Source organism: Tahibacter soli, from assembly GCF_025717065.2.
Taxonomy (GTDB): Bacteria; Pseudomonadota; Gammaproteobacteria; order Xanthomonadales; family Rhodanobacteraceae; genus Tahibacter; species Tahibacter soli.
On sequence record NZ_JAOVZO020000014.1, the window covers coordinates 61,078 to 81,370 of the forward strand.

The following is a 20,293-nucleotide window of genomic DNA, read 5'->3' on the forward strand; positions in this document are numbered from 1 at the left end:
AAGCGCTCGCGATGAAACCCGCTCGATGAAACCCGCTCAATGAAACCTGCTCGATGAAACTCGTGCTCGTCGACAACCTCGTGCTGCCCGACGCCGGCGATCTGGCGATGCTCGACGTGCATCCGCACCTGGGCCTGCTCGCGCTCGCCGCCGCCGCGGAAGGCGACGGCCATCGCGTGCGCATCTACGATCCGAAACGCCTCGTGCGCACGGGCGAACTGCCGTACGACGAGACGCTGTACGCGCGCGCCGCCGAAACGATCCTGCGCGAGAGCCCCGACGCCGTCGGCTTCACGTCGCTCGGCTGCAGCTTTCTGTTCGCGCTGAACGTCGCGCAGCGGCTCAAGCGCGCCGAGCCCGACCTGCCGGTGATGCTCGGCGGTCCGCACGCGACGATGCTCGACCGGCACATCCTCGAACGCTACGCGCCCTTCGACGTCGTGGTGCGGCACGAAGCCGACGAAATCCTGCCGGCGGTGCTCGCCGCGCTGCCGAACCGCGCATTCGAGGCGATACCGGGCATCAGCTGGCGCGGCGCGAACGGCGCGTTCCGCGCGACGCCGGGCAAGCCGATCGTCGAGGATCTCGACCGCCTGCCGCTGTTGCCGTACGAGCACTATCCGATCGCCGAACTCGGGCTCGACCTGTTGCGCGTCGAAGCCGGGCGCGGCTGTCCGTTCATGTGCACGTTCTGTTCGACCGCGACCTTCTTCCAGCGCAGCTTCCGCCTCAAATCGGCCGAGCGGCTCGTGCGCGAACTCGAACGGCTGCGCGACGCGTACGGCTACAGCGACTTCAAGCTCGACCACGACATGTTCACGGTGAGCAAACGCAAAGTGCGCGAGTTCTGCGAAGCCGTGCGCGGGCGCGGCTTCCGCTGGCGCGTGTCGGCGCGCGTCGACTGCGTCAACGAGGCGCTGCTCGAACAGATGGCCGACGCCGGCTGCGTCGGTCTGTACTTCGGCATCGAAACCGGTTCGGCACGCATGCAGAAGATCGCGAAGAAGCGGCTCGACCTCGACCTCGTCGCGCCGACGCTGGCCGTCACCCGCCGCGTCGGCATCGCGACGACCACGTCGTTCATCACGGGCTATCCCGAAGAAACGACCGACGACCAGGACGACACGCTCGACATGATCGGGCGCTGCGCCGACGAAGGAAACCTTGCACAATTGCACATCCTGCAGCCCGAGCCCGGCACGCCGATGTACGACGAACTCGGCGCGCGCATCGCGTACGACGGATTCTCGAGCCCGTTCAACGCATACCTGCTCAACGGCGGCGACCGCGATCTCGTGCTCGGCGATCCCGGGACGTTCCAGACGTACTACCACTATCCGACGTTGCTGCCGCGCGCGCGGCGCACGTTTGCGGTGCAGGCGATGGACGTGCTGCGCCGCGTCGGCCCGCTCGTGCTGCGCTATGCGTTGAAGCGCTACGACGATCGCCTGAGCCGCCTCGTCGGCGCATGGCGCGATGCGTCGGCGACGGCCGACGCGGCGTCGCTGCTCGCCGTCGTCGCGCGCGAATTCGGCGCGCATCATCACGTCGCGTCGCTGTTCCGCTACGGACTCGAATTGCACGACGCGCAGGCCGGCGGCACGAATGCGATCGACGCGCGCTACGACGCGCGGTGCGAATACCGGCTCGCCGTGCGCGTGCTGCCGGCGATGCACGACTGCGAACGCTGGCTCGCGCGCATCGCGCAGGCGGCGCAAGGGCGCGACCTGCTCGACGACGAGATCGACGCAGAACGCGTGACGTATCTCGTGCGTGCCGGCGCCGAGCGCGCCGCGGCGTACCGCGTCGACGACGGCGTGGCCGCGATCGTCGGCCTGTTCGACGAACCGCGGCGCTGCGCCGACGTCGCGCGTGCGCTCGACGCGGACATCGCACCCGCGTTCTTCGAACGGCTCGTCGCGCTCGGCATCCTCGCGCCGGAGCGCGCGCGTTGAGCGCGGCGCGGCTGTCCGCGTTCGACGCCGTCGAAGGTCTGCATCTGGCGCACGCGCTCGCGGCGCTGACCGAACTCGGCGTGTTCGACGCGCTGCTGCGCAAGCCGCGATCGGCGCGCGCACTGGCACGAAGGCTGTCGCTCGACGAGGCGCTGCTGCGTGCGACGCTCGCGTTCGTCGCGGCACGCACCGATCTCGTCGAGCGCGGCGGCGACGTGTTTCGCGCGACCGACGCATACGACGTCGCCGCGCGATTCCAGATCGAACTCTACGCCGGCGCGTTCGCGCCGAACGCGGCGGGACTCGCCGCGTCGCTCGTCGCGCCGCGACGCGCGGGCGCGTTCGTCGACCGTCGGCGTCACGCGCAGGCGTTCGCGCAGGTGCCGGTGCGCGTCGACTCGCCGGTCGCGGCGATCGTGCTGCAACTGGATCTCGCGCCGGTGCTCGATCTCGGCTGCGGCCCCGGCAGCCTGCTGCTCGCAATGGCGCTGCAGGATTCGACGCTGCGCGCGTGGGGCATCGATGCGAACGCGGCGATGTGCCGCGTCGCGCGCGAACGGATGCGCGAGGCCGGCGTGTCCAGGCGCGTGACGATCGTGCGCGGCGACAGTCGCGAAACGTGGATCGCGCTGCCCGAACGCGTGCGATCGCAGATCCGGCTGCTCGTGGCCGGCGACGTCGCGAACGAATGGTTCGCGAACGGCGCCGAGGCGTTCGTCGCATGGCTCAAGGGGTTGCGCGCGACGTTTCCGGAGCGCGTGCTCGTGGTCGCCGACTACTACGGCCGGCTCGGCACGACGCTGCCGGCCGACCGGCAGACGCTGCTGCACGATTTCGCGCAGGCCATTTCGGGGCAGGGGATACCCGCCGCGACGCGCGAGGCGTGGGATGCGCTGTACCGCAGCGCCGGATGCCGGCTCGCGCATTGCGTCGAGGACGAGACGACGACGCGATTCGTGCATATTGTTGCGTTGTGAAATCTCGGGGCGCGAGGCGGGCGGGCCACGTCACTTCTTGTACGACGCGACCGACACGTCGTCCAGTCCGACGCGGCTGAGCAGAATCGCGTAGCGCGGATGCTGCCGGATCGGCGCCAGCCGCGGATCGTTGCGCAGAAAGACGAGACAGTTCGAACGCTTGGCGACGGCCTCGTCGAGCAGATCCATCGCGCGCTCGGGCTCACCGATGCTCAGATACGCCACGGCGGATTCGTACGGGCAGGTGTAGGTGCCCACGGTCGCGGCCCTCTCCAGCAGCGGCAGCACTTTTTCCCGCTGCCCCGCGTAGCCGTACGCCTGTGCGAGCATGATCAGCGCGACGGACGAGGCGTCCAGTTCGACGCCCCGCTGCGCGAGCCGGATCGCTGTTTCGTGGTCGCCGGCGATGTAGGCGCCGACGCTGGCGCCCGAAAACACCGGTCCGATGTCGGGGTGTTGCCGCATCCGCTTGTCGGCCCATTCCCGCGCGGCCTGGTTTTCGCCGACCATGAACAGCGCCCAGTTTCCCCAGTCGGCCATCTCGGTGTCGAGCGGATCGAGGCGCTCGGCGTCGGCCAGCGCGCGCTTGACCTTGTCGGCCTCGCCGAGCCCCGAGTAGTAGAGCGCGAAGCCCAGTTCCGTCTGCGCCAGCGTCGGGTCGCGGCGCCGGGCCATGTTCAACGCGGTCCAGGCATCCTTCCAGCGCCAGGCCATCACGTAAGTCAGGCCGAGCGACGACCAGGCCTCGGCGGAATCCGGCCGCAGCTGCCGCGCCTGCGCGAGCGAATCGACGACCTTCTGCAGCATCTCGACCGGCGGTTCGAAGTACGCGAACAACTGGCGGTAGGCATCGCTTCTGGCGATGTAGGCGTCGAAGAACTTCGGATCGAGGGCGATGGCCTTGTCGAACAGCGCGATCGCGCGCGGCAGCGATTCGTGACTGATCCGGCCGAGCTCGAACCGCCCGGCCACGTAGGCCTCGTAGGCGTTGAGGTTGGCGGTCGGAAACGCGTCGAGCGCGCGCCGTTCTTCGGCGAGGATCGCCACCTTGAGCGAGTCCGACACCGCGGCGGCGATGCCGGACTGCATCGCGAAGAGGTTCGTGTCGTCGGTACGGCCTTCGTAGGCGTCGTCCCAGACGACGAGGCCCGTGTTCAGATCCTCCAGTTCGGCGGTGATGCGCAGCGCGTTGCCGGCGGAGACGCTCACCGCGCCGTCGAGCACGAACCGCACGTCGGGCAGCTGGCGGCGAATGTGGTCGCGGCTCTTGTCGTCCCTGAAGGCGAACGCCGACGTCGCGGGCACCACGCGCAGGCCGGATATCTTGCGCAGGTTGCGGATCACCTCGCGCGTGACCTGGTCGGCGAAGGGGGTCCAGGCGTCGCGCGCGTCGCCGGAGACGTCGAACGGAACCACGACGATGTACGGCACGTCCCAGGGCGGGCGCGGGCGCAGGGACGCGAACGCGTACCAGCCGATCAGCACCGCGAACAGCAGCGCGATCGCTGTCGCCAGAAGCCGGCGCGGGGCCGGCACGGCGGGGCCGGCGAGAGCAGGGCCGGCGAGGGGAGGCGCGACGGATAGCGGTTCCGGGATGTCTTCGTTCCCGGCGTCTGGCGGAGCATCCGGGATCTCGTCGACCGGCGCGACGAACTGATAACCGCGACCGCGGATCGTCAGGATGGTCTTCTGCAGCTCGCCGTTGTCGCCGAGAATCTTGCGCGCGCTCTTGACGTGATTGCTCAGCGTAGCATCCGACACTTCGCGTCCGTCCCAGACTTCCCGGAACAGCTCGTCCCTCGACAGCACCCGGTCGCGATGCCGGATCAGGTACACCAGAAGATCGAACACCTTCGGCTCGGCGGGCACGGCGGCATCGCCGCTCGTGATGCGAAACCGGGTCGTGTCGATGACGTATTGCGCTATCCGGTATTTCATTCGACCGTCGCCCGTGCTCGCGCGTGTGCCGACCCGGTCGGCCGGTCTTCCCGACGGCGGGGGCGGGCCCCGCGGGCGATTATCAAACCATTACGCAAAAATTATCCAGGCGCCATGCGGCGCTCCGGCCCGTCAGTCAATGTCGCACCCGGTCGAACGACGCTACCCGGATGAGCCGATATGCCTACGCCGCTGCAAATACTGCTGGATCCCGTTTCCCTGACCGTCCTTGCGTTGTACGGCGTCCTGATACTGCTGGAGGCGCTGTTCCCGGCGCGTACCCTGCCTCACGTGAAGGGCTGGAAGACCCGGGCGCTGGTCGTATTCGTGTTCTATTTCTATCTGTCGTCGTATCTGCCGCTGCTCTGGGGCGACACGCTGGCGCGGTACCGGTGGTTCAACCTCGAAGCGCTCGATCCGTTCGTCGGGGCGGGGATCGCCGTGCTGGTCTACGAGTTTCTGGTCTACGTCTGGCACCGGACCATGCACCGCGTGAACTGGCTCTGGCGTTCCTTCCATCAGATGCACCACAGCGCCGAACGCGTGGACAGCTACGGCGCGTTCTACTTCAGCCCGCTCGACATCGTGGGTTTCACGTTCCTCGCCAGCCTGAGTCTGACCGTGGTGCTCGGGCTCGGCGTCCAGGCCGTCACGTACTTTCTCTACGCCACGATGTTTCTGGGCGTGTTCCAGCACCTGAACGTCCGCACGCCGCAATGGCTCGGATACATCGTGCAGCGGCCGGAGAGCCACAGCGTTCATCACGCCCGCGGCATACACCGGTACAACTATTCCGACCTGCCGCTGTTCGACATCCTGTTCGGCACCTTTCGCAACCCGAAGGACTTCGCCGGCGCAAGCGGCTTCTATGACGGCGCTTCGGCGAAGGTCGCGCAGCTTCTCGCGTTCAAGGATATTGCCGCGGGCGACTTCGAGCCTGACGCGAGGTCCGCGGGACGCTGATCGATGCCGCCGCGCCGGCCGGTTCAATCGGATATTTGGCGAATAGTGGAAACATCGGCATTCGATCGGGCGCGGACGGGCGGCTCGTAGCTCCGCGCGGCGGCGAGGCGGCAACGGCGTCGACCGTCGTTGCCGGGCGACGGATCGGTTTCGGCATGGGCTGTATCAGGGGGCGACCAGCCGCCATCGGCCGAATCGCGCCGCACGGCAATGTCGTTTGACGTTTCCGCGCCGCCTCGCCGATGGAGTACTGCCGTTGTCGGCCGATATCTCTCACGTGCCTGCGAAGTCTCGTTGGGGCGCGTCCGGCGAAGCATGCGAGAGTGTCGAGTCCGGCAACCGCTCAGCCCGGCAGTGCGGTCACAGCGCGCTGACCATGACGTAGTAGCCGTCCGGATCCCGCAACGCGAACTCCAGCGTTCCCGTGGCGGGATTGAGGTTCGGCTCCTCGTCGAGCGCGGTCGCGAGTTCGCGCGCACGGCGCAGCGCCGCGTCGAAGTTGTCCACGCGAAAGAACAGCAGCAGACCGTTGCCGGGTTCGGCGTTGTCCGGGCTCGCGAGAGTCGGGTGCTCGTGCGCGCCCCAGCGATGCAGGCACAGCAGCACCGTACCGTCGGTGTCGAGAATCTGCCCGAAGTAGTCGTGTGCCGGTGCCGTCGGTGGCAGGTCGAGCAGCGACTGATACCACCGGAAACTGGCGGCGACGTCGCGAACGCCGATGATCGTCCACGTGCGTCTCATGGGAGTTCTCCGTTGTCTTGTCCGGGTTGGCGAGTGGCTGTCGGGGCGCAGTGCAGTCCTGCGATATGCCGGTGGTAGTGCGGCGGTGTCGCAAATGCGAAAAACCAGATCTGTATAACCGTAGCGAATGGCGGACGGCAACCTGCGGACACGGCGTCAGCCGTCTTTCGAGGCGTCTTCGGCGCGCAAGCGGGCCTTGATGTCGAGGTAGGCGGCGTCGATCAGATCGCGCAGCGCGTCGACGGCGAGTCCGGCGTCCGGCAGCAGCTTCACATGCCGCATGCGCTTGCCGCTCCCGAGCAGCAGTCCGGCCGGATCCTCGAGCATCGCGCCTTGGAAGAACCCGACGTTGACGTGATGCTTGAACGTGTTGACGTACGCGAACGGGGCGTCGTCGACGCAGGCGACGGGGCAGCCGTCGTGCATCAGCGCTCGTACATCGCCGCCGCAGGCGCGCATCTGCGCGAACCAGTATCGGGCGATCGCGCGCAGTTCCTCGGGAGGGCCGGACAGCCAGGCATCGACGGCCGGATCGCGGGTCGCGCCGCCGGAGACGCGAAAGAGGTCCTGGTGACCGATCAGGCCGCGCAGATCCAAGGCAACACGGTGAGATTCAGGTCGGCGCATGTCGCTGCCGGTTGGGTCCGAGCGGTTTCGCCGGGAAGCGGTTCGTGCATGGCGGACGAAACGGTAAGGCGGAAGATTCGCGTTTCCCCGTTTCACTATCTTAAACCACCCGGGGCTTGCCGCAAGCCCCGGGTGTTGTCGCTCAATCGCCGACCGTTACGGGTCCCAACGAGGAGCGGTGAGATGAATGCGATCAGACATGCGGTAGTGATTGTCGGTGGCGGCCCCACGGGGCTGACGTTGGCGGGCGAACTGGCGTTGGCCGGCGTCGACGTCGCGATCGTCGAACGGCGCGCCACGCAGGCGCTCGCCGGCGCGCGGGCGGGCGGTCTGCATTCGCGCACGATCGAGATGCTCGATCAGCGCGGCATCGCAGAGCAGTTTCTCGCGGAAGGGCAGACCGCGCAGGTCGCGGGGTTCGCCGGCGTCGGCTTCGACATCAGCGGCTTTCCCACGCGGCACAACTACGGACTCGGGCTGTGGCAGAACCACATCGAGCGCATCCTCGCCGGCTGGGTCGCGGAGCTGCCGGTGACGTTCTATCGCGGGCGCGACGTGACGGCGCTCGCGCAGGACGATAGCGGCGTCGACGTCACGCTGTCCGACGGCGGGTCGCTGCGCGCGGCCTATCTCGTCGGCTGCGATGGCGGGCGCAGTTTCGTCCGCAAGGCGGCGGGCATCGATTTCCCCGGCTGGGATCCGACGACGAGCAGCCTGCTCGCCGAGGTCGAACTGGCGCAGGAGCCCGAGTGGGGCATTCATCGCAATGCGCTCGGCGTCCATTCCTTCGGGCGGCTGGAGTACGAGATCGTCGACGGCAAGGTGGTCTACTTCGATCGCGGACCTGTGCGCATCATGGTGACCGAAGCGACCGTCGGACCGGCGACCGAACCGACGCTGCAGGATCTGAGCGCCGCGCTCGTCGCCGCGCACGGCACCGACTATGGCGTTCACAGCCCCACCTGGATCTCGCGCTTCACGGACATGACGCGCCAGGCCGCGACCTATCGCGAGCGGCGTGTACTCCTCGCCGGCGACGCCGCGCACGTGCATGCGCCGGACGGCGGGCAGGGCCTCAACACCGGCATGCAGGATGCGATGAACCTCGGCTGGAAGCTTGCGCAGGTGATCAACGGCATCTCGCCGGAAAGCCTGCTCGACACCTATCACGCCGAGCGCCATCCGGTCGCCGCGCGCGTGCTGCGCATCACGATGGCGTCGATCGCGCTGCGCCGCCCGGACGAGCGCACGACGGCGCTGCGCGACACCGTGGCGGAGATCGTCGGCATGGACGAGCCGCGCAAGCGGTTCGCCGCGATGATGACCGGTCTGGACATTCGCTACGACCTCGGCGACGGACATCCGCTGCTCGGGCGCCGCATGCCCGATCTCGACGTGACGACCGTCGGCGGCCCGTTACGGGTCTACACCCTGCTGCACGCGGCGCGACCGCTGCTGCTCAATTTCGGCGAGCCCCGAGCCTTCGACATCGGGCCCTGGGCCAACCGGGTGACGTCCGTCGACGTGCGATACGCGGGGGCGTGGGAGCTGCCGGTACTCGGAGCCGTGGCGGCGCCCGGCGCCGTGTTGATCCGGCCCGACGGGTACGTAGCGTGGGTCGGGGACCGGACCGCACAGGGGCTCGTGGACGCGCTGACGACCTGGTTCGGACCGCAGGCCGCGGCGTAGAGTGAAAGACTTCGGGTGCCCCCGAAATTTTGGACACCCGCGAAAATTTGGACACCCAGGAATTCGGGCAAATCGAGGACAGTCGGGATTGAATCTTGGGTGTCCAAGTTCTGATTGTTCGCTCGTCATCTCGGCGGACGCTGGGATCTTTTTTCGACGTTGTTATCGTTGACGATCGCTTCGTTGTTGTTGTTTGGCTGTAGACAGAGCGTTCCGCTCGCCTGCCGGCGAGCGTCTTACTTTCTTTGTGTGGACAAAGAAAGTAAGCAAAGAAAACCACCCCAACAGCCGCGCCCCTCCGGGCATCCTGCCCTGCGGGGACCGCAAGCGCCCGGCGGGGTCCGTCGATGGTCCATCCATGGCCCACGACGGACGACGCACATCCATGTGCGTCCCCTGCGGGCCTGATCACCGGTCGCTTGCTCGCGGCAGATGGGGCCCCGGGTGAAGCGGGCGGCTTCCTGCCGCCAGAAGCAACGGCAACAGCGCCTGCAACGGCAACGAGAGCGGCGACGTTGAAGGCTTCCGTTGTGGCTGCGGCTGCAGCTTCGCTGTTTCTTCGCTCGTCATACCGGCCTTCGCTGGTATGACGGCTCTGTAGAAGCGCCACGCTTCGTCCGTTGCTGTCGCTGTTGCCTCTGGCGGCAGGAAGCCGCCCGCTCTACCCGGGGGCCCCGTCGGTCGCGGCGAGATCGCGGAGGAAAGCCCGCAGGGTCGCGCGCAGGGATGCGCGCGAGTTCGTTGCAGGGCCATGGATGGCCCTTCAACGAACCCCGTAGCGATCTCGCGGAGTTTGCGGGCATGGATGCCCGCAAACCGCGGCCGTGGGGTGTCCTTGGGGGATGCAAGGGGGAGTTGGACAAGCAACTCCCCCTTGCTCGCTCGCGGCAGCGAGCGAAACGCTCTGTCTAAAGCCGAGTAAAAGCGACGAAGCGAAAGTCAAGATCTGGATCCCAGCTTGACTCGCGACTGCGTCGCTCGCCCTCCGGGCCGGCTACGCCGTTGTCGCTTCGCTCCTCGCTGGGATGACGAGCAAAAAAGCGGGCGTCAGCAAGCGAAACGCTTTGTTCAACGCAGAACAAAAAATACAAAGCAACAACCACATCAACAGCTGGATCCCAGCGTACGCCGGGATGGCGAGCAGGCTCGCGGCAGCGAGCGAAACGCTTTGTCCAGAGCCGAGTGTCAGCGACAAAGCAAAAAACAAAGATATGGCCCCGCGGATGCAGCAGCGGAAATTGCGCGATCAGCGCCGCCGAACGATCAAAGTCGCCGGGCGAGGAAGTAAAACGCGAGGTTGCCCAGGCCGGTCGCCGCGGCGAGCATCGCGATCGCACCGGGCGTGATCTCGCGGATGCTGAAAAGTTCGATCAGGCCGAAGCCGAGCGCGATCGTCACGAGCGTGATGCCGGTACGCAGCGAGGCCTGCCGGGTGCGTTGTTCTTCGAGCCGCAGCAGGTTGCCGATCTCCATGTCCGACGGGGCGGAGCGCAGCAGCAGCACGCGCACCCTCGCATCGATCAGGAGTTTGACGGCATAGGTGATGCACAGGAACAGGGTGACGGGTACGAGGGTCTGGTGGTCCATGTCGGTTTCCCGGTGTTTGGCTACGTGGCGATGGATACGGCGATCGCGCGAACGGTTGCAACCGGTTGCGCACTCGTCGTATCCGTTGCGCCATGGACGATGTCGAATCATGAATCCCGACCGCGAGATGGTCGACGCGGTGCTCGCCGACGCGCCCGGCGCGTTCGAGCGTCTCGTGCGCGCGCACCAGGATCTGTGCTGGCACATCATCTACCGGATCGTGCGCCATCCGGAGGACACGCGCGACCTGTGTCAGGAGGCGTTTCTGCGCGTGCATCAGCACCTGCGGCAGTACCGCTACGAAAGCAAGCTCAAGTCGTGGATCGGCCGCGTCGCGTACACGGTGGCGCTGCGGCACATGGAACGCCTGCGCCTGCCGATCGCCGAACCGGCGGGCAACGACGAAGTCGATCTCCTCGACGCAGTCGACGACGGGTTCGATCTCGAAGCCGCCTGGGCCGACGAGGAGCGGCATCGGTACCTGCACACGGCGATCGACGCGCTGCCGCCGCTGCAGCGCACGTTGCTGACGCTATACCATCTCGACGAACTGCCGATTCCGGAAATCGCGCAGATCACCGGTCTTGCGGCCGGTACGATCAAGAGCCATCTGTTCCGCACGCGCGCGCGGCTGCGCGAAACGCTCGAAGGAGTTGCCGTATGAGTACCGAATCGCGCGAAGACGAACTCGAACGCGAATGGGCGTTGCAGGAACGCGCGCTCGACGCCGAACGCCGTTGCGAGGCGCCCGGCGGCGACGCCCGCTTGCAGCGCTATCGCGCGGTGGCGCGCGCGCTGCGCGAGCCGGTCGTGCCGTCGCTGCCGATGGATTTCGCGCGCGTCGTCGCCAGGCGCGCCCGCGAGGACGCTGCGCGGGCCGGACGGTTCGAGCAGCGCTTCGCGGTGGCGCTGGTCGCGCTGCTCGGCGGCGCCGGGCTGTTCTTCCTGTTGCGGGACGGCGGCGCCGCGCTCGCGAGCGTGCCGGTCGCGACGAATGCGTGGGTGCTCGCGCTCGCGGCCTGCGTCGGCGTCTCGACGCTCGCGCAGTGGTGGGGCGCGCGGCGCTACCGCTGATCGAGCGCGTGGTGGATCAGTACGACGCACTGCGACGCGAACAACATTTTCGATCCGAGCGAAATCTTCTTCGCGCCGAGCCGTTCGAGGCCGTGGAACGTGTTCTTCGGCATCGGGATGTGATCGGTCAGCAGAAAGCAGGGATCGGCGTCGAATGCGAGCTCGCCGATCGGCGCGCCTTTCCGGTCCATCACGTACAGCCGGTGCGTTTGAGCCAGTTCCTGCACCAGCCGTTCGAAGCTGACGGTGCGCACCGTCACGCCGCTTTCCACCGGACGCGTTTCTTCCTTGCCCATGCCCTGCGATGCATCCAGCGCCTTCGCGACCTTTCCGAGCAGCGCCTGCTCGTGAAAACCGCCGATGTCGTGCATCGCATTGGCGTCGAAACGGATCGTGCGCGAATAGTCCGGCGTGCTCTCGAGCACGAGGTAGACGACGACGTCCGCGCGGTGCGACTGCGCGACGAAGATCGCGTTCATCAGCGTGTGCGCGAGGATCTCGGTGTGCGCCTCCTGGCCGACGCCGGCCAGGAGCTTGCGGCTGTCCGTGGGCGCGGCACGCGCTCTGAGTACGAAGGTTCGCATGTTCGTCGCGGCCGGGCGTCCGGCGGGATCGGAAGGGCCGCCGATCAGGACACGTAAGCCCGCGTCAGTCAATCGCCGCATGCGAAGGCCTCGCGTGCGATCCGCAAAACCGGATCGCGGCGCTATGATCGACCGACGCTCAGGTACGGATCGGTCGAACGTCGTGCGGTACACCTTCGAGGACTTCAGCGTCAGGATCGCCGAACGCGAGCTGTGGCGCGGCGATACGTTGCTGCCGGTCAACCGGTATGTCTTCGACACCATCGCCTGGCTGATCGAACACCGCGACCGCGCGGTCGGACGCGACGAGCTCGTCGCCGCGGTCTGGGGCCGCGCCGACGTCACCGAGGGGCATCTGAACCAGGTGATCGCGCGCGCCCGGCGCGCGCTCGGCGACGACGCGCAGGCACAGCGCATGATCCGCACGGCGCCGGGTTTCGGGTATCGCTGGGTCGGCGAGGTCGCCGCGGTCGACACCGAACGGTCCTCGCCGCCGGCCGACGCCGCGCCGGCCCTCGCGAGCCCCGATGCCGCCGAATCGAAGCCGCCCGCGAGCCCGCGTTCGCACCGGCGCGCCTGGGTGCTCGCCGCGGCCCTGCTCGCGTCGCTCGGCGGCGCGGTCGCCGTGCACTGGTGGCCGCACGACGGCGCCGCGGCGCGCGACGCGGCGGCCGCCGCGAATGCGCTCGTCGTGCTGCCGATCGCGGTGCGCGCCGACGCCGACGCGAACTGGCTCGAACTTGGCGCGATGGACCTCATCGCCGAGCGCCTCCGCGGCGCCGGTCTGCGCGTGTCGCCGAGCAAGACCGTCGTCACCGCGCTGTACGGCGCCGATTCGCCGGTCGCGCCGACCGACCACGCGCGCGTACGCGCCGTGCTCGGTGCCGGGTTGATCGTGCAGGGCGTCGTCGCGTCGGCCGGCGAGCGCTGGACCGTCGAACTCGCGGCGCTCGGCGCCGACGGTGCTTCGCGCCGCGTCCAGGCGCGCGAGGCCGACCCGATCCGGGCGGCGGCCGTGGCGGCCGATCTGCTCGCCGCGGCGCTCGGCCGGCGTCCGGCCGGCGACGACGCCGGCTCCGATGCGGTGCAGCGGCGCATGCAGCAGGCGCAGGCGGCGTCGCTGACGAACCAGCTGGAGCTGGCGCGCACGATCCTGAACGACCTGCCCGAATCGGCGCGGACGCTGCCCGACGTGCGGCTGCGCCTCGCCGATCTCGATTTCCGCGCCGGCCGCCACGCGCAGGCCGCCGAGGCGGTGGAGCGGCTGCTCGCCGATCCGGCGATCGGCGGCGCGCCGATCCCGCGAGGCAGGGCGCTGACGCTGCGCGGCAATCTCAAGTTCCGGCGTTCGGATTTCGCGGGCGCGGTGGCCGATCTCGACGCCGCCGTCGGCGTGCTCGAGCACGTGCCGGCGCCGCTCGACCTCGCCGACGCGCTCACGCGGCGCGGCCTGGCGCGCGCGGCGCTGTTCGATCTCGACGGCGGCGCGTCGGATTACAGCCGCGCGCGGCTCATCGCCGAACAGGCCGGCGACCCGCTGCGCGTCGCGCACGTCGAGGCCGGCTTCGGACTGCTGCAGATCGACCGCAAGCGGCTCGATCTCGCGCTGCCTTACCTCGACACGGCGATGACGCAATACGAGGCGCTGGGCGTCGTCGAGCGGGTGGTTACGCTGCGACTGGTGCTCAACGACGCCTACGCGGGCCTCTTGCGATGGCCCGAGGTCGCGAACCTCAGCGACCGGCAGTGGGCGCTGCGCGAGCGCATCGGCGATCCGGGGCTCGCGCTCACGGTCGTCAACCGGCGCGTGCGCCTGCTGATCGCGCTCGGCCGCTTCCGCGAAGCCGGCGAGGTGGTCGGCGACGCGCGCGAGCGCTACGGCGGGCTGCGGCCCGAGTCGCTGCGCTATCTGTACGACATGCAGGCCGATCTCGCGTGGCACGAGGGCCGCATGGCCGACGTCGTGCGGGCCGTGGACGCCGCGCTCGAAAAATGGCCGCGCGATCCTTCATACGACCGTTACGCCTATCTGATACTGCTGCGCCAGCGCGCGCTCTCGGCGCTCGGGCAGGCGACCGACGCGAAGATCGCGCCGTGGCTGCCCGAGCACGACGAGGGCCTTTCGTCGGTGTTCTGGATCGCGCGCGCCGAGTGGGCGAGCCACGGCGGCGACGACACCGCCGCGCGGCGCGATTTCGAGCGCGCGCTCTCGATCGCCGAGGACGCCGGTACGCCGGCGCTCGTGCTGTTCGCGGCGCAGGCCTATGTCGACTGGCTGCTGCCGCGCGGCGAGCGCGCCAAGGCCGCCGAACTCGCCGGCCGTGTCGGCGTATGGACGCGCGACGACTACGACTGCGCGCTGCTGCGCGCGCGGGTGTTCCACGCGCTCGGCAATCACGACAACTGGCGCCTGGCGCTCGACGCCGCGCGCACGCTGGCCGGCGAGCGCGCGATTCCCGCGGCGCTGACGGCGGCGCCGGCCGCGCCGTAGCGCCTCGCGGCGCCGGCTGTCACGCGCTGTCATCGCCTGTCACGCGCCGTCAGCGGCCGTGGCGGCCGGCGCGGAACCGTTCGCGCAGAGTCGGCGACGGCCCCGCGCAACCCGCGCGGCGGCACGCACAACGACAACGCGCGATCCACGCGCCCGACCTCTACGGGGATTTCGATGCACAACGACCTTCACACCGCGGCGCCGCCGCGCCGCCGCGACGCGGCGCGCGACCGGCTGCGCCGCTACGCCGGCCGGGCGCTCGCCGCGCTCGCGCTCGCCTGCGGCACCGCCGCGCACGCGTTCAGCCCTTACGCCGACGGCATCGTCACGAGCGTCGCGGTGCAGCCCGACGGCAAGGTGCTCGTCGCCGGCGCGTTCTCGACGATCAACGGCGTGGCGCGCAGCCACTTCGCGCGCGTCCTCGCCGACGGCAACCTCGACACCGCGTTCGTCAACGTCGCGACCGACCAGGCCAACGCCGTCGCGGCGCTGCCCGACGGACGCGCGCTCGTTGCCGGCGCCGGCGTCAACGGCAAGGGCGGCCTCCTGCGCGTGAACGCCGACGGCACGGTCGACACGAGCTTCGTCGACGCGTTCACCACGGGATCGAGCTTCGAGAACCGCATCAAGGTGATCCACCCGCTGGCCAACGGCAAGATTCTCGTCGGCGGCGTGTTCGGCGGCGTCGGCGGCGAGCCGCGCAACCGCGTCGCGCGCCTGAACGCCGACGGCAGCCTCGACCTCGCGTTCGTGCCGGCCGCGACGATCACCGGCGACGTGTACTCGCTGGCCGGCGAGGCCGACGGCCGCGTGCTCGTCGGCGGCCAGAACTTCTTCGCGCGCCTGATGCCCGACGGCAGCGCCGACACGGCGACGCCGGTGCCCGACGTGCTCGCCAACGTCATCGCAGGCCTCGTGGTGCAGCCCGACGGCAAGTTCGTCGTCGGCGCGTGGAACGCGCTGTCGATGAACGGCACGACCTACGGCCATCTCGTGCGCATGAACGTCGACGGCACGGTGGACCCGACGTTCGTGCCGCCGGCGCTCGCGGGCGTCTACGGTCCGATCGCGCGGCGCGCCGACGGCCGCCTGATGGTGCCGAACGGCTTCGGCGGCCTTCTGCGCCTGCTGCCCGACGGCGCTCCGGATACGACGTTCGGCGACTTCAACGCCGGCGGACAGTCGATCGGCGCGCTCGCCGTGCAGCCCGACGGCAAGACCGTCATCGGCGGGGCGTGGGCCAACATCAACGGCCTGCCGCGCGGCCGGCTCGCGCGCGTGCACGCCGACGGCCGCCTCGACAACGGCGCGGCCGGCCCGCTGCGTGTCACCGCGGCGGCGACCAACGGCACGATCTCGCCGTCGGGCACGCTCTTCGTCGACGAAGGCACGCGGCGCGAGTTCACGATCGCGGCGAATCCCGGCTTCGCGCTCGCAACGATCGCCGGCTGCGGCGGCACGCGCGTGGAAAACGTCTACACGACGGGCTACATCTGGGGCGACTGCACGATCGTCGCCACGTACATCGACGAGGACGACGTGTTCTTCGACCCCGACACCAACGGCTCGATCGACGCCGTGGCGCTCGAGCCCGACGGCCGCATCATCGCCGGCGGCACGTACAGCCGCATCGGCGGCCTGCCGCGGCAGTCGCTCGCGCGGCTCGAACCGCGTCGCGGCAACGCCGAGAGCGCGTATCCGCAGTCCGAAGGCAACGTCTACGCGCTCGCGCGGCAGCCCGACGGCGCGACGCTCGTGGGCAGCCAGGTGGGACTCGTGCGCGTACGCGCCGACGGCACCGTCGATGCGACGTTCCAGGCGCAGATCCTCGGCACGGTGTACGCGGCGGCCGTGCAGGCCGACGGCAAGATCGTCATCGGCGGCGCGTTCCAGGTGGTCAACGGCGTGGAGATCAACCGCGTCGCGCGCCTCAACGCCGACGGCACGCTCGACACGACGTTCGACCCCGGCGCCGGCGCGAGCACCACGGTGTACGCCGTCGTCGCCGAGCCGGGCGGCAAGATCGTGATCGGCGGGGGCTTCACGGCGTACAACGGCACGGCCAAGCGGGGCCTTGCGCGCCTCAACGCCGACGGCACGCTCGACGCCACGTTTCCGGCGGCCGGCGGCGCCGTCTACGCGCTGTATCGCTACGAGGACGGCCGCTACCTGATCGGCGGCCAGGCCAACATCAATCTCGGCGACGGCACGCCGGTCGATTCGCGGCTCGTGCGCATGCTGCCGGGCGGCACGCGCGACATCGCGTTCGAGGCGACGATCGGCTCGCCCGTGCGCGCGATCGCGGTGCAGGCCGACGGCAAGGTGCTGGTGGGCGGCGAGTTCGCGAACGCCAACGGGCAGCCTCGCGCCCGCCTCGCGCGCCTCACCGCGGAGGGCGCGCTCGACGCCGCGTTCAACGTGCCGCTGAACAACCGCGCGACGGCGATCGCGGTGCAGGCCGACGGCAAGATCGTCGTCGGCGGCTGGTTCACGACCGTCGGCGCATACAACCGGCGCGGCATCGTGCGGCTGACCGCCGACGGCGGCATCGACGTCGCGGCGTTCACCGTCACGCCGTACGCGGCGGCCAACGGCACGATCACGCCGAACGTGCCGCAGAGCGTCGGCCCCGGCGGCACCACGCAGTTCACGATCGTGCCCGACGCGGGCTACGTGATCGGCACCGTGACCGGCTGCGGCGGGACGCTCGACGGCCTCGTCTACACCACCGGCCCGGTCACGTCGCACTGCACCGTGACGGCCGACTTCCTGCTCGACACCGTTACCTACACCGTCACGCCGGCCGCCGGCGCGCACGGTGCGCTGAGCCCGGCCACGCCGCAGTCGGTGCTGTTCGCGCAGACCGCGAACTTCGCGGTGACGCCGGACGCCGGCTACTTCCTCGCCACGATCGGCGGCTGCGGCGGCACGCTCGCCGGCGGCACGTACACGACCGGCCGCATCCTCGGCGACTGCACGATCGACGCCGTGTTCGACCGCGTCGGCACGGTGACGGTCGCCGCCGGCGGCGCGCAGATCACCGCGGTCGGCACCGGGTTCGCCGCGCCGCTCGCGGTGCGCGTGAACGATACGCAGGGCCGGCCGGTGCGCGGCATCGACGTGACGTTCGACGCGCCCGCGAGCGGCGCCGGCGCGACGCTGTCGGCCACGACCGCGACGACCGACGCCGACGGCGTCGCGCGCGTCACCGCGCGCGCCAACGCGACCGGCGGCGCGTACGCCGTCACCGCGACGGCGGGCGGCCTCGCCACGTCGTTCGCGCTGCGCAACGAGGCGATCGACCACGGGGGCCTGGAGCTGCGCGTCACCGTCAGCACGTCGCCGCCCCCGACCTGCGGCACCGCGACCTCGCTCGACGCGCCGGCCGGCACCGCGCTCAACTACTGCTTCACCGTCATCAACCGCGGCAGCGTCACGCTCAACCACCACACGCTGACGATGGCGACGTACGGCAATGCGACGCAGTACCAGCTGCTCGGCGCCGATCGCTTCTTTCATCGCCTCGAGCACCCGCTGGCGCCGGGCGAGACGTATCGCTACAACCGCATGATCTCGGTCGGCGGCGACACGCAGGCGCCGAAGTTCACATGGACCGCCGCGGCGAACCGGCCGAACTACGAGGTCACGCCGAACTCGGGCGTCGCGTTCACCGACATCAGCGCGACCGGCGCCGACGTGTCGTCCGGCGTCTACGAGGGCCGGCCGCTGTACGACCTGCCGTTTCCGATCACGTACTTCGGCCAGACGTTTCTCGACGGCGTCGGCATGGCGTGCATCAACAACGCCGGCACGATCAAGCTGCAGCGCGGCGCCGGCGACGGTGCGTGTCCCGTGCCGACGCTCCTGACCGTGCCGCCGTTCATGGGCGACAACCGCGAGGTCGCGGCCGAGGTATCGGTCTATTTCGACGGCATGAACTACGTGCTGCCGTACTGGGACAACCTCGGCCCGAACGGCCACGTCTACCATCAGACCGTCGGCACGGCGCCGAACCGCCGCTTCATCGTGCAGTGGCACGAGAAGGACCACGCGAGCTTCCCGAACCCCGCCGGCGGCATCACGTTCCAGGCCGTGTTCGAGGAAACCACCGGCCGCATTCACTACGTCTACAAGGAACTGAACTTCGACGTCGTCGCGTCGCCGAATCCCGACAACGGCGGCTCGGCGAGCGTGGGCCTCGTCGACTTCGGCACGTACGCCGATCCGCCGCAGTCGATCCAGTACAGCTACGACAGCCCGGTGCTCGGCAACAATACGTCGATCACCTGGACGCCGACCGACGTGCCGCACTACGCGTCGGCCGACGTCGCGATCGCGGTGGGCCGGCCGAAGATCACGCTCGACCGCGAAAGCGTCGCCGCGAGCGTCGCGCCGGGCGGCGTCGCCGCGCAGACGCTCGTCATCGGCAACGCCGGCGACCTGAACCTCGACTGGTCGCTCAAGGAAGCCGCCGCGCGCGGGCATTTCCCGCCCGAGGGCTCGGTCTTCGTGCCGACCCCGGTCGACCAGCTCGTGCCGCCGGCGGCGCTCGCGGGGCCGTATCGCGCGGCGCCGCCGGCGCGCGACGCCTCGCTGTTCGCGGTACCGGCGTACGGCGTCGCGTACGAGTCGGGCTACACGTATCCGGTGAGCTTCGACGCGGCCGATCCGTCGCAGTTCGTGCAGTCGTACGGCACTGCCGCGCTCGGCCAGATCTACGGCGGCGATTTCGTCGGCGACGATTTCACCAGAATCTACATGTACAACAGTGCGGCCGACAGCGACTTCACGTTCGCGACGTACGACCCCACCTCGCGCGAGTACACGGTGATCGCGGCCGACCCGCAGGTGAGCGCGCCGCAGGGCTGGGACAAGCCGCCGTACCCGCGCTGGGCCGGCATGGCGTGGGACCCGGCCACCCGCACGCTGTACGCATCGACGACCGGCGGGCAGTTCTGCTCGGCCGGCAATGCATCCGACCTGTACACGGTCGACCCCGCGACCGGCCGCGGCACGCGCGTCGGCGCGATCGACACCGGCAGCCCGCTGTGCATCGCCGACATCGCCGTCGCGCCGGACGGCGCGATGTACGGCGTCGACACGATCGGCAACGCGCTCGTCGCGATCGACAAGACCACGGGCAAGGCCGCGTACGTCGGTTCGCTCGGCTTCGACCTCATCAACAACGGGCCGCACAGCCTCGACTTCGACGACGCGACCGGCACGCTGTACCTCGCGGCCGGGCACCTGTACAACCTCGGCGGCGGCGGCATGTTCGCGATCGATCTTGCGACCGGCGCGCCGTGGCGCATCGGATCGTTCCCGATCGAGCCGATCTCCTCGTACGGCTACTTCTCGATGTACGCGATGAGCATCGCGACGACCGGCGGCGCATGCGCCGATCCGTCGCAGGTGCCGTGGCTGTCGCTCAACCAGGTCGGCGGCCTCCTGACGCCGGGCTCGCACACGCCGGTGGAACTGCGACTCGACGCCGCGGGTCTCGCGCCCGGCGACTACCGCGCGCAGCTGTGCGCGTTCAGCAACGACCGCAGCCGCGCGCTCGTGCGCATCCCGGTGTCGCTCACCGTGGGCGAAACGAACGACCGGATCTTCGCCGACGGCTTCCAGTCGCCGTGAACCACCGCGCCGCGCACCGCGACAGCGGCG

The 20,293-nt window shown here is 69.5% G+C and carries 13 protein-coding genes; 8 read left to right on the forward strand and 5 right to left on the reverse strand.

Annotated features, from left to right (window positions below; translation table 11 throughout):
- The first annotated feature begins 53 nt into the window (after positions 1-53).
- The gene (apyD, locus tag OD750_RS08835; RefSeq protein WP_272841903.1) at positions 54-1,955 is read left to right on the forward strand and encodes a RiPP biosynthesis radical SAM protein ApyD; all 1,902 of its coding nucleotides are present in this window, start codon (positions 54-56) and stop codon (positions 1,953-1,955) included.
- Positions 1,952-2,932, forward strand: coding sequence for a RiPP biosynthesis methyltransferase ApyS (gene apyS, locus OD750_RS08840; protein ID WP_263545013.1), 981 nt, complete (start codon positions 1,952-1,954; stop codon positions 2,930-2,932). The genes apyD and apyS overlap by 4 nt, the downstream gene beginning before the upstream one ends.
- 30 nt (positions 2,933-2,962) lie before the next feature.
- On the opposite strand, the gene OD750_RS08845 is transcribed toward apyS, so the two are convergent.
- Complete coding sequence (locus tag OD750_RS08845) at positions 2,963-4,870, reverse strand: winged helix-turn-helix domain-containing protein (RefSeq protein WP_263545012.1); 1,908 nt, start codon at positions 4,868-4,870, stop codon at positions 2,963-2,965.
- A 180-nt stretch (positions 4,871-5,050) separates the two neighbouring features.
- Between OD750_RS08845 and OD750_RS08850 the strand changes: the two genes are divergently transcribed.
- Positions 5,051-5,833: a sterol desaturase family protein gene (locus OD750_RS08850; RefSeq protein WP_263545011.1), complete on the forward strand. Its 783-nt coding sequence runs from the start codon at positions 5,051-5,053 to the stop codon at positions 5,831-5,833.
- A gap of 360 nt (positions 5,834-6,193) precedes the next feature.
- On the opposite strand, the gene OD750_RS08855 is transcribed toward OD750_RS08850, so the two are convergent.
- Together OD750_RS08855 and OD750_RS08860 are read right to left on the reverse strand one after the other, a co-directional pair.
- A complete protein-coding gene (locus OD750_RS08855) occupies positions 6,194-6,574 on the reverse strand; it encodes a VOC family protein (protein WP_263545010.1) in 381 nt (126 codons plus the stop codon).
- 156 nt (positions 6,575-6,730) lie between these two features.
- Positions 6,731-7,297 (reverse strand): DUF1801 domain-containing protein, encoded by a 567-nt coding sequence (locus tag OD750_RS08860; protein WP_263545009.1) that lies wholly within the window; start codon positions 7,295-7,297, stop codon positions 6,731-6,733.
- Between the two features lie 36 nt (positions 7,298-7,333).
- On the opposite strand from OD750_RS08860, the gene OD750_RS08865 reads away from it, so the two are divergent.
- Positions 7,334-8,890, forward strand: a complete 1,557-nt coding sequence (locus OD750_RS08865; RefSeq protein WP_263545008.1) for an FAD-dependent monooxygenase — start codon at positions 7,334-7,336, stop codon at positions 8,888-8,890.
- Between the two features lie 1,263 nt (positions 8,891-10,153).
- Here OD750_RS08865 and OD750_RS08870 read toward each other — a convergent pair.
- A complete protein-coding gene (locus tag OD750_RS08870; protein WP_263545007.1) occupies positions 10,154-10,477 on the reverse strand; it encodes a DUF6249 domain-containing protein in 324 nt (107 codons plus the stop codon).
- Between the two features lie 109 nt (positions 10,478-10,586).
- Here OD750_RS08870 and OD750_RS08875 point away from each other — a divergent pair, with 109 nt between their 5' ends.
- Entirely contained in the window at positions 10,587-11,141 is a 555-nt protein-coding gene (locus tag OD750_RS08875; protein WP_263545006.1) for an RNA polymerase sigma factor, read from the forward strand.
- Positions 11,138-11,551: a hypothetical protein gene (locus OD750_RS08880; RefSeq protein WP_263545005.1), complete on the forward strand. Its 414-nt coding sequence runs from the start codon at positions 11,138-11,140 to the stop codon at positions 11,549-11,551. The genes OD750_RS08875 and OD750_RS08880 overlap by 4 nt, the downstream gene beginning before the upstream one ends.
- Here the strand turns inward: OD750_RS08880 and trmY are convergent.
- Positions 11,542-12,135, reverse strand: coding sequence for a tRNA (pseudouridine(54)-N(1))-methyltransferase TrmY (gene trmY, locus OD750_RS08885; RefSeq protein ID WP_263545004.1), 594 nt, complete (start codon positions 12,133-12,135; stop codon positions 11,542-11,544). The genes OD750_RS08880 and trmY overlap by 10 nt on opposite strands.
- A gap of 163 nt (positions 12,136-12,298) precedes the next feature.
- Here trmY and OD750_RS08890 point away from each other — a divergent pair, with 163 nt between their 5' ends.
- Both OD750_RS08890 and OD750_RS08895 read left to right on the forward strand, forming a co-directional pair.
- Positions 12,299-14,626: a winged helix-turn-helix domain-containing protein gene (locus OD750_RS08890; RefSeq protein ID WP_263545003.1), complete on the forward strand. Its 2,328-nt coding sequence runs from the start codon at positions 12,299-12,301 to the stop codon at positions 14,624-14,626.
- Positions 14,627-14,800: 174 nt separating this feature from the next.
- Entirely contained in the window at positions 14,801-20,263 is a 5,463-nt protein-coding gene (locus OD750_RS08895; protein ID WP_263545002.1) for an Ig-like domain-containing protein, read from the forward strand.
- Positions 20,264-20,293 lie beyond the last annotated feature (30 nt).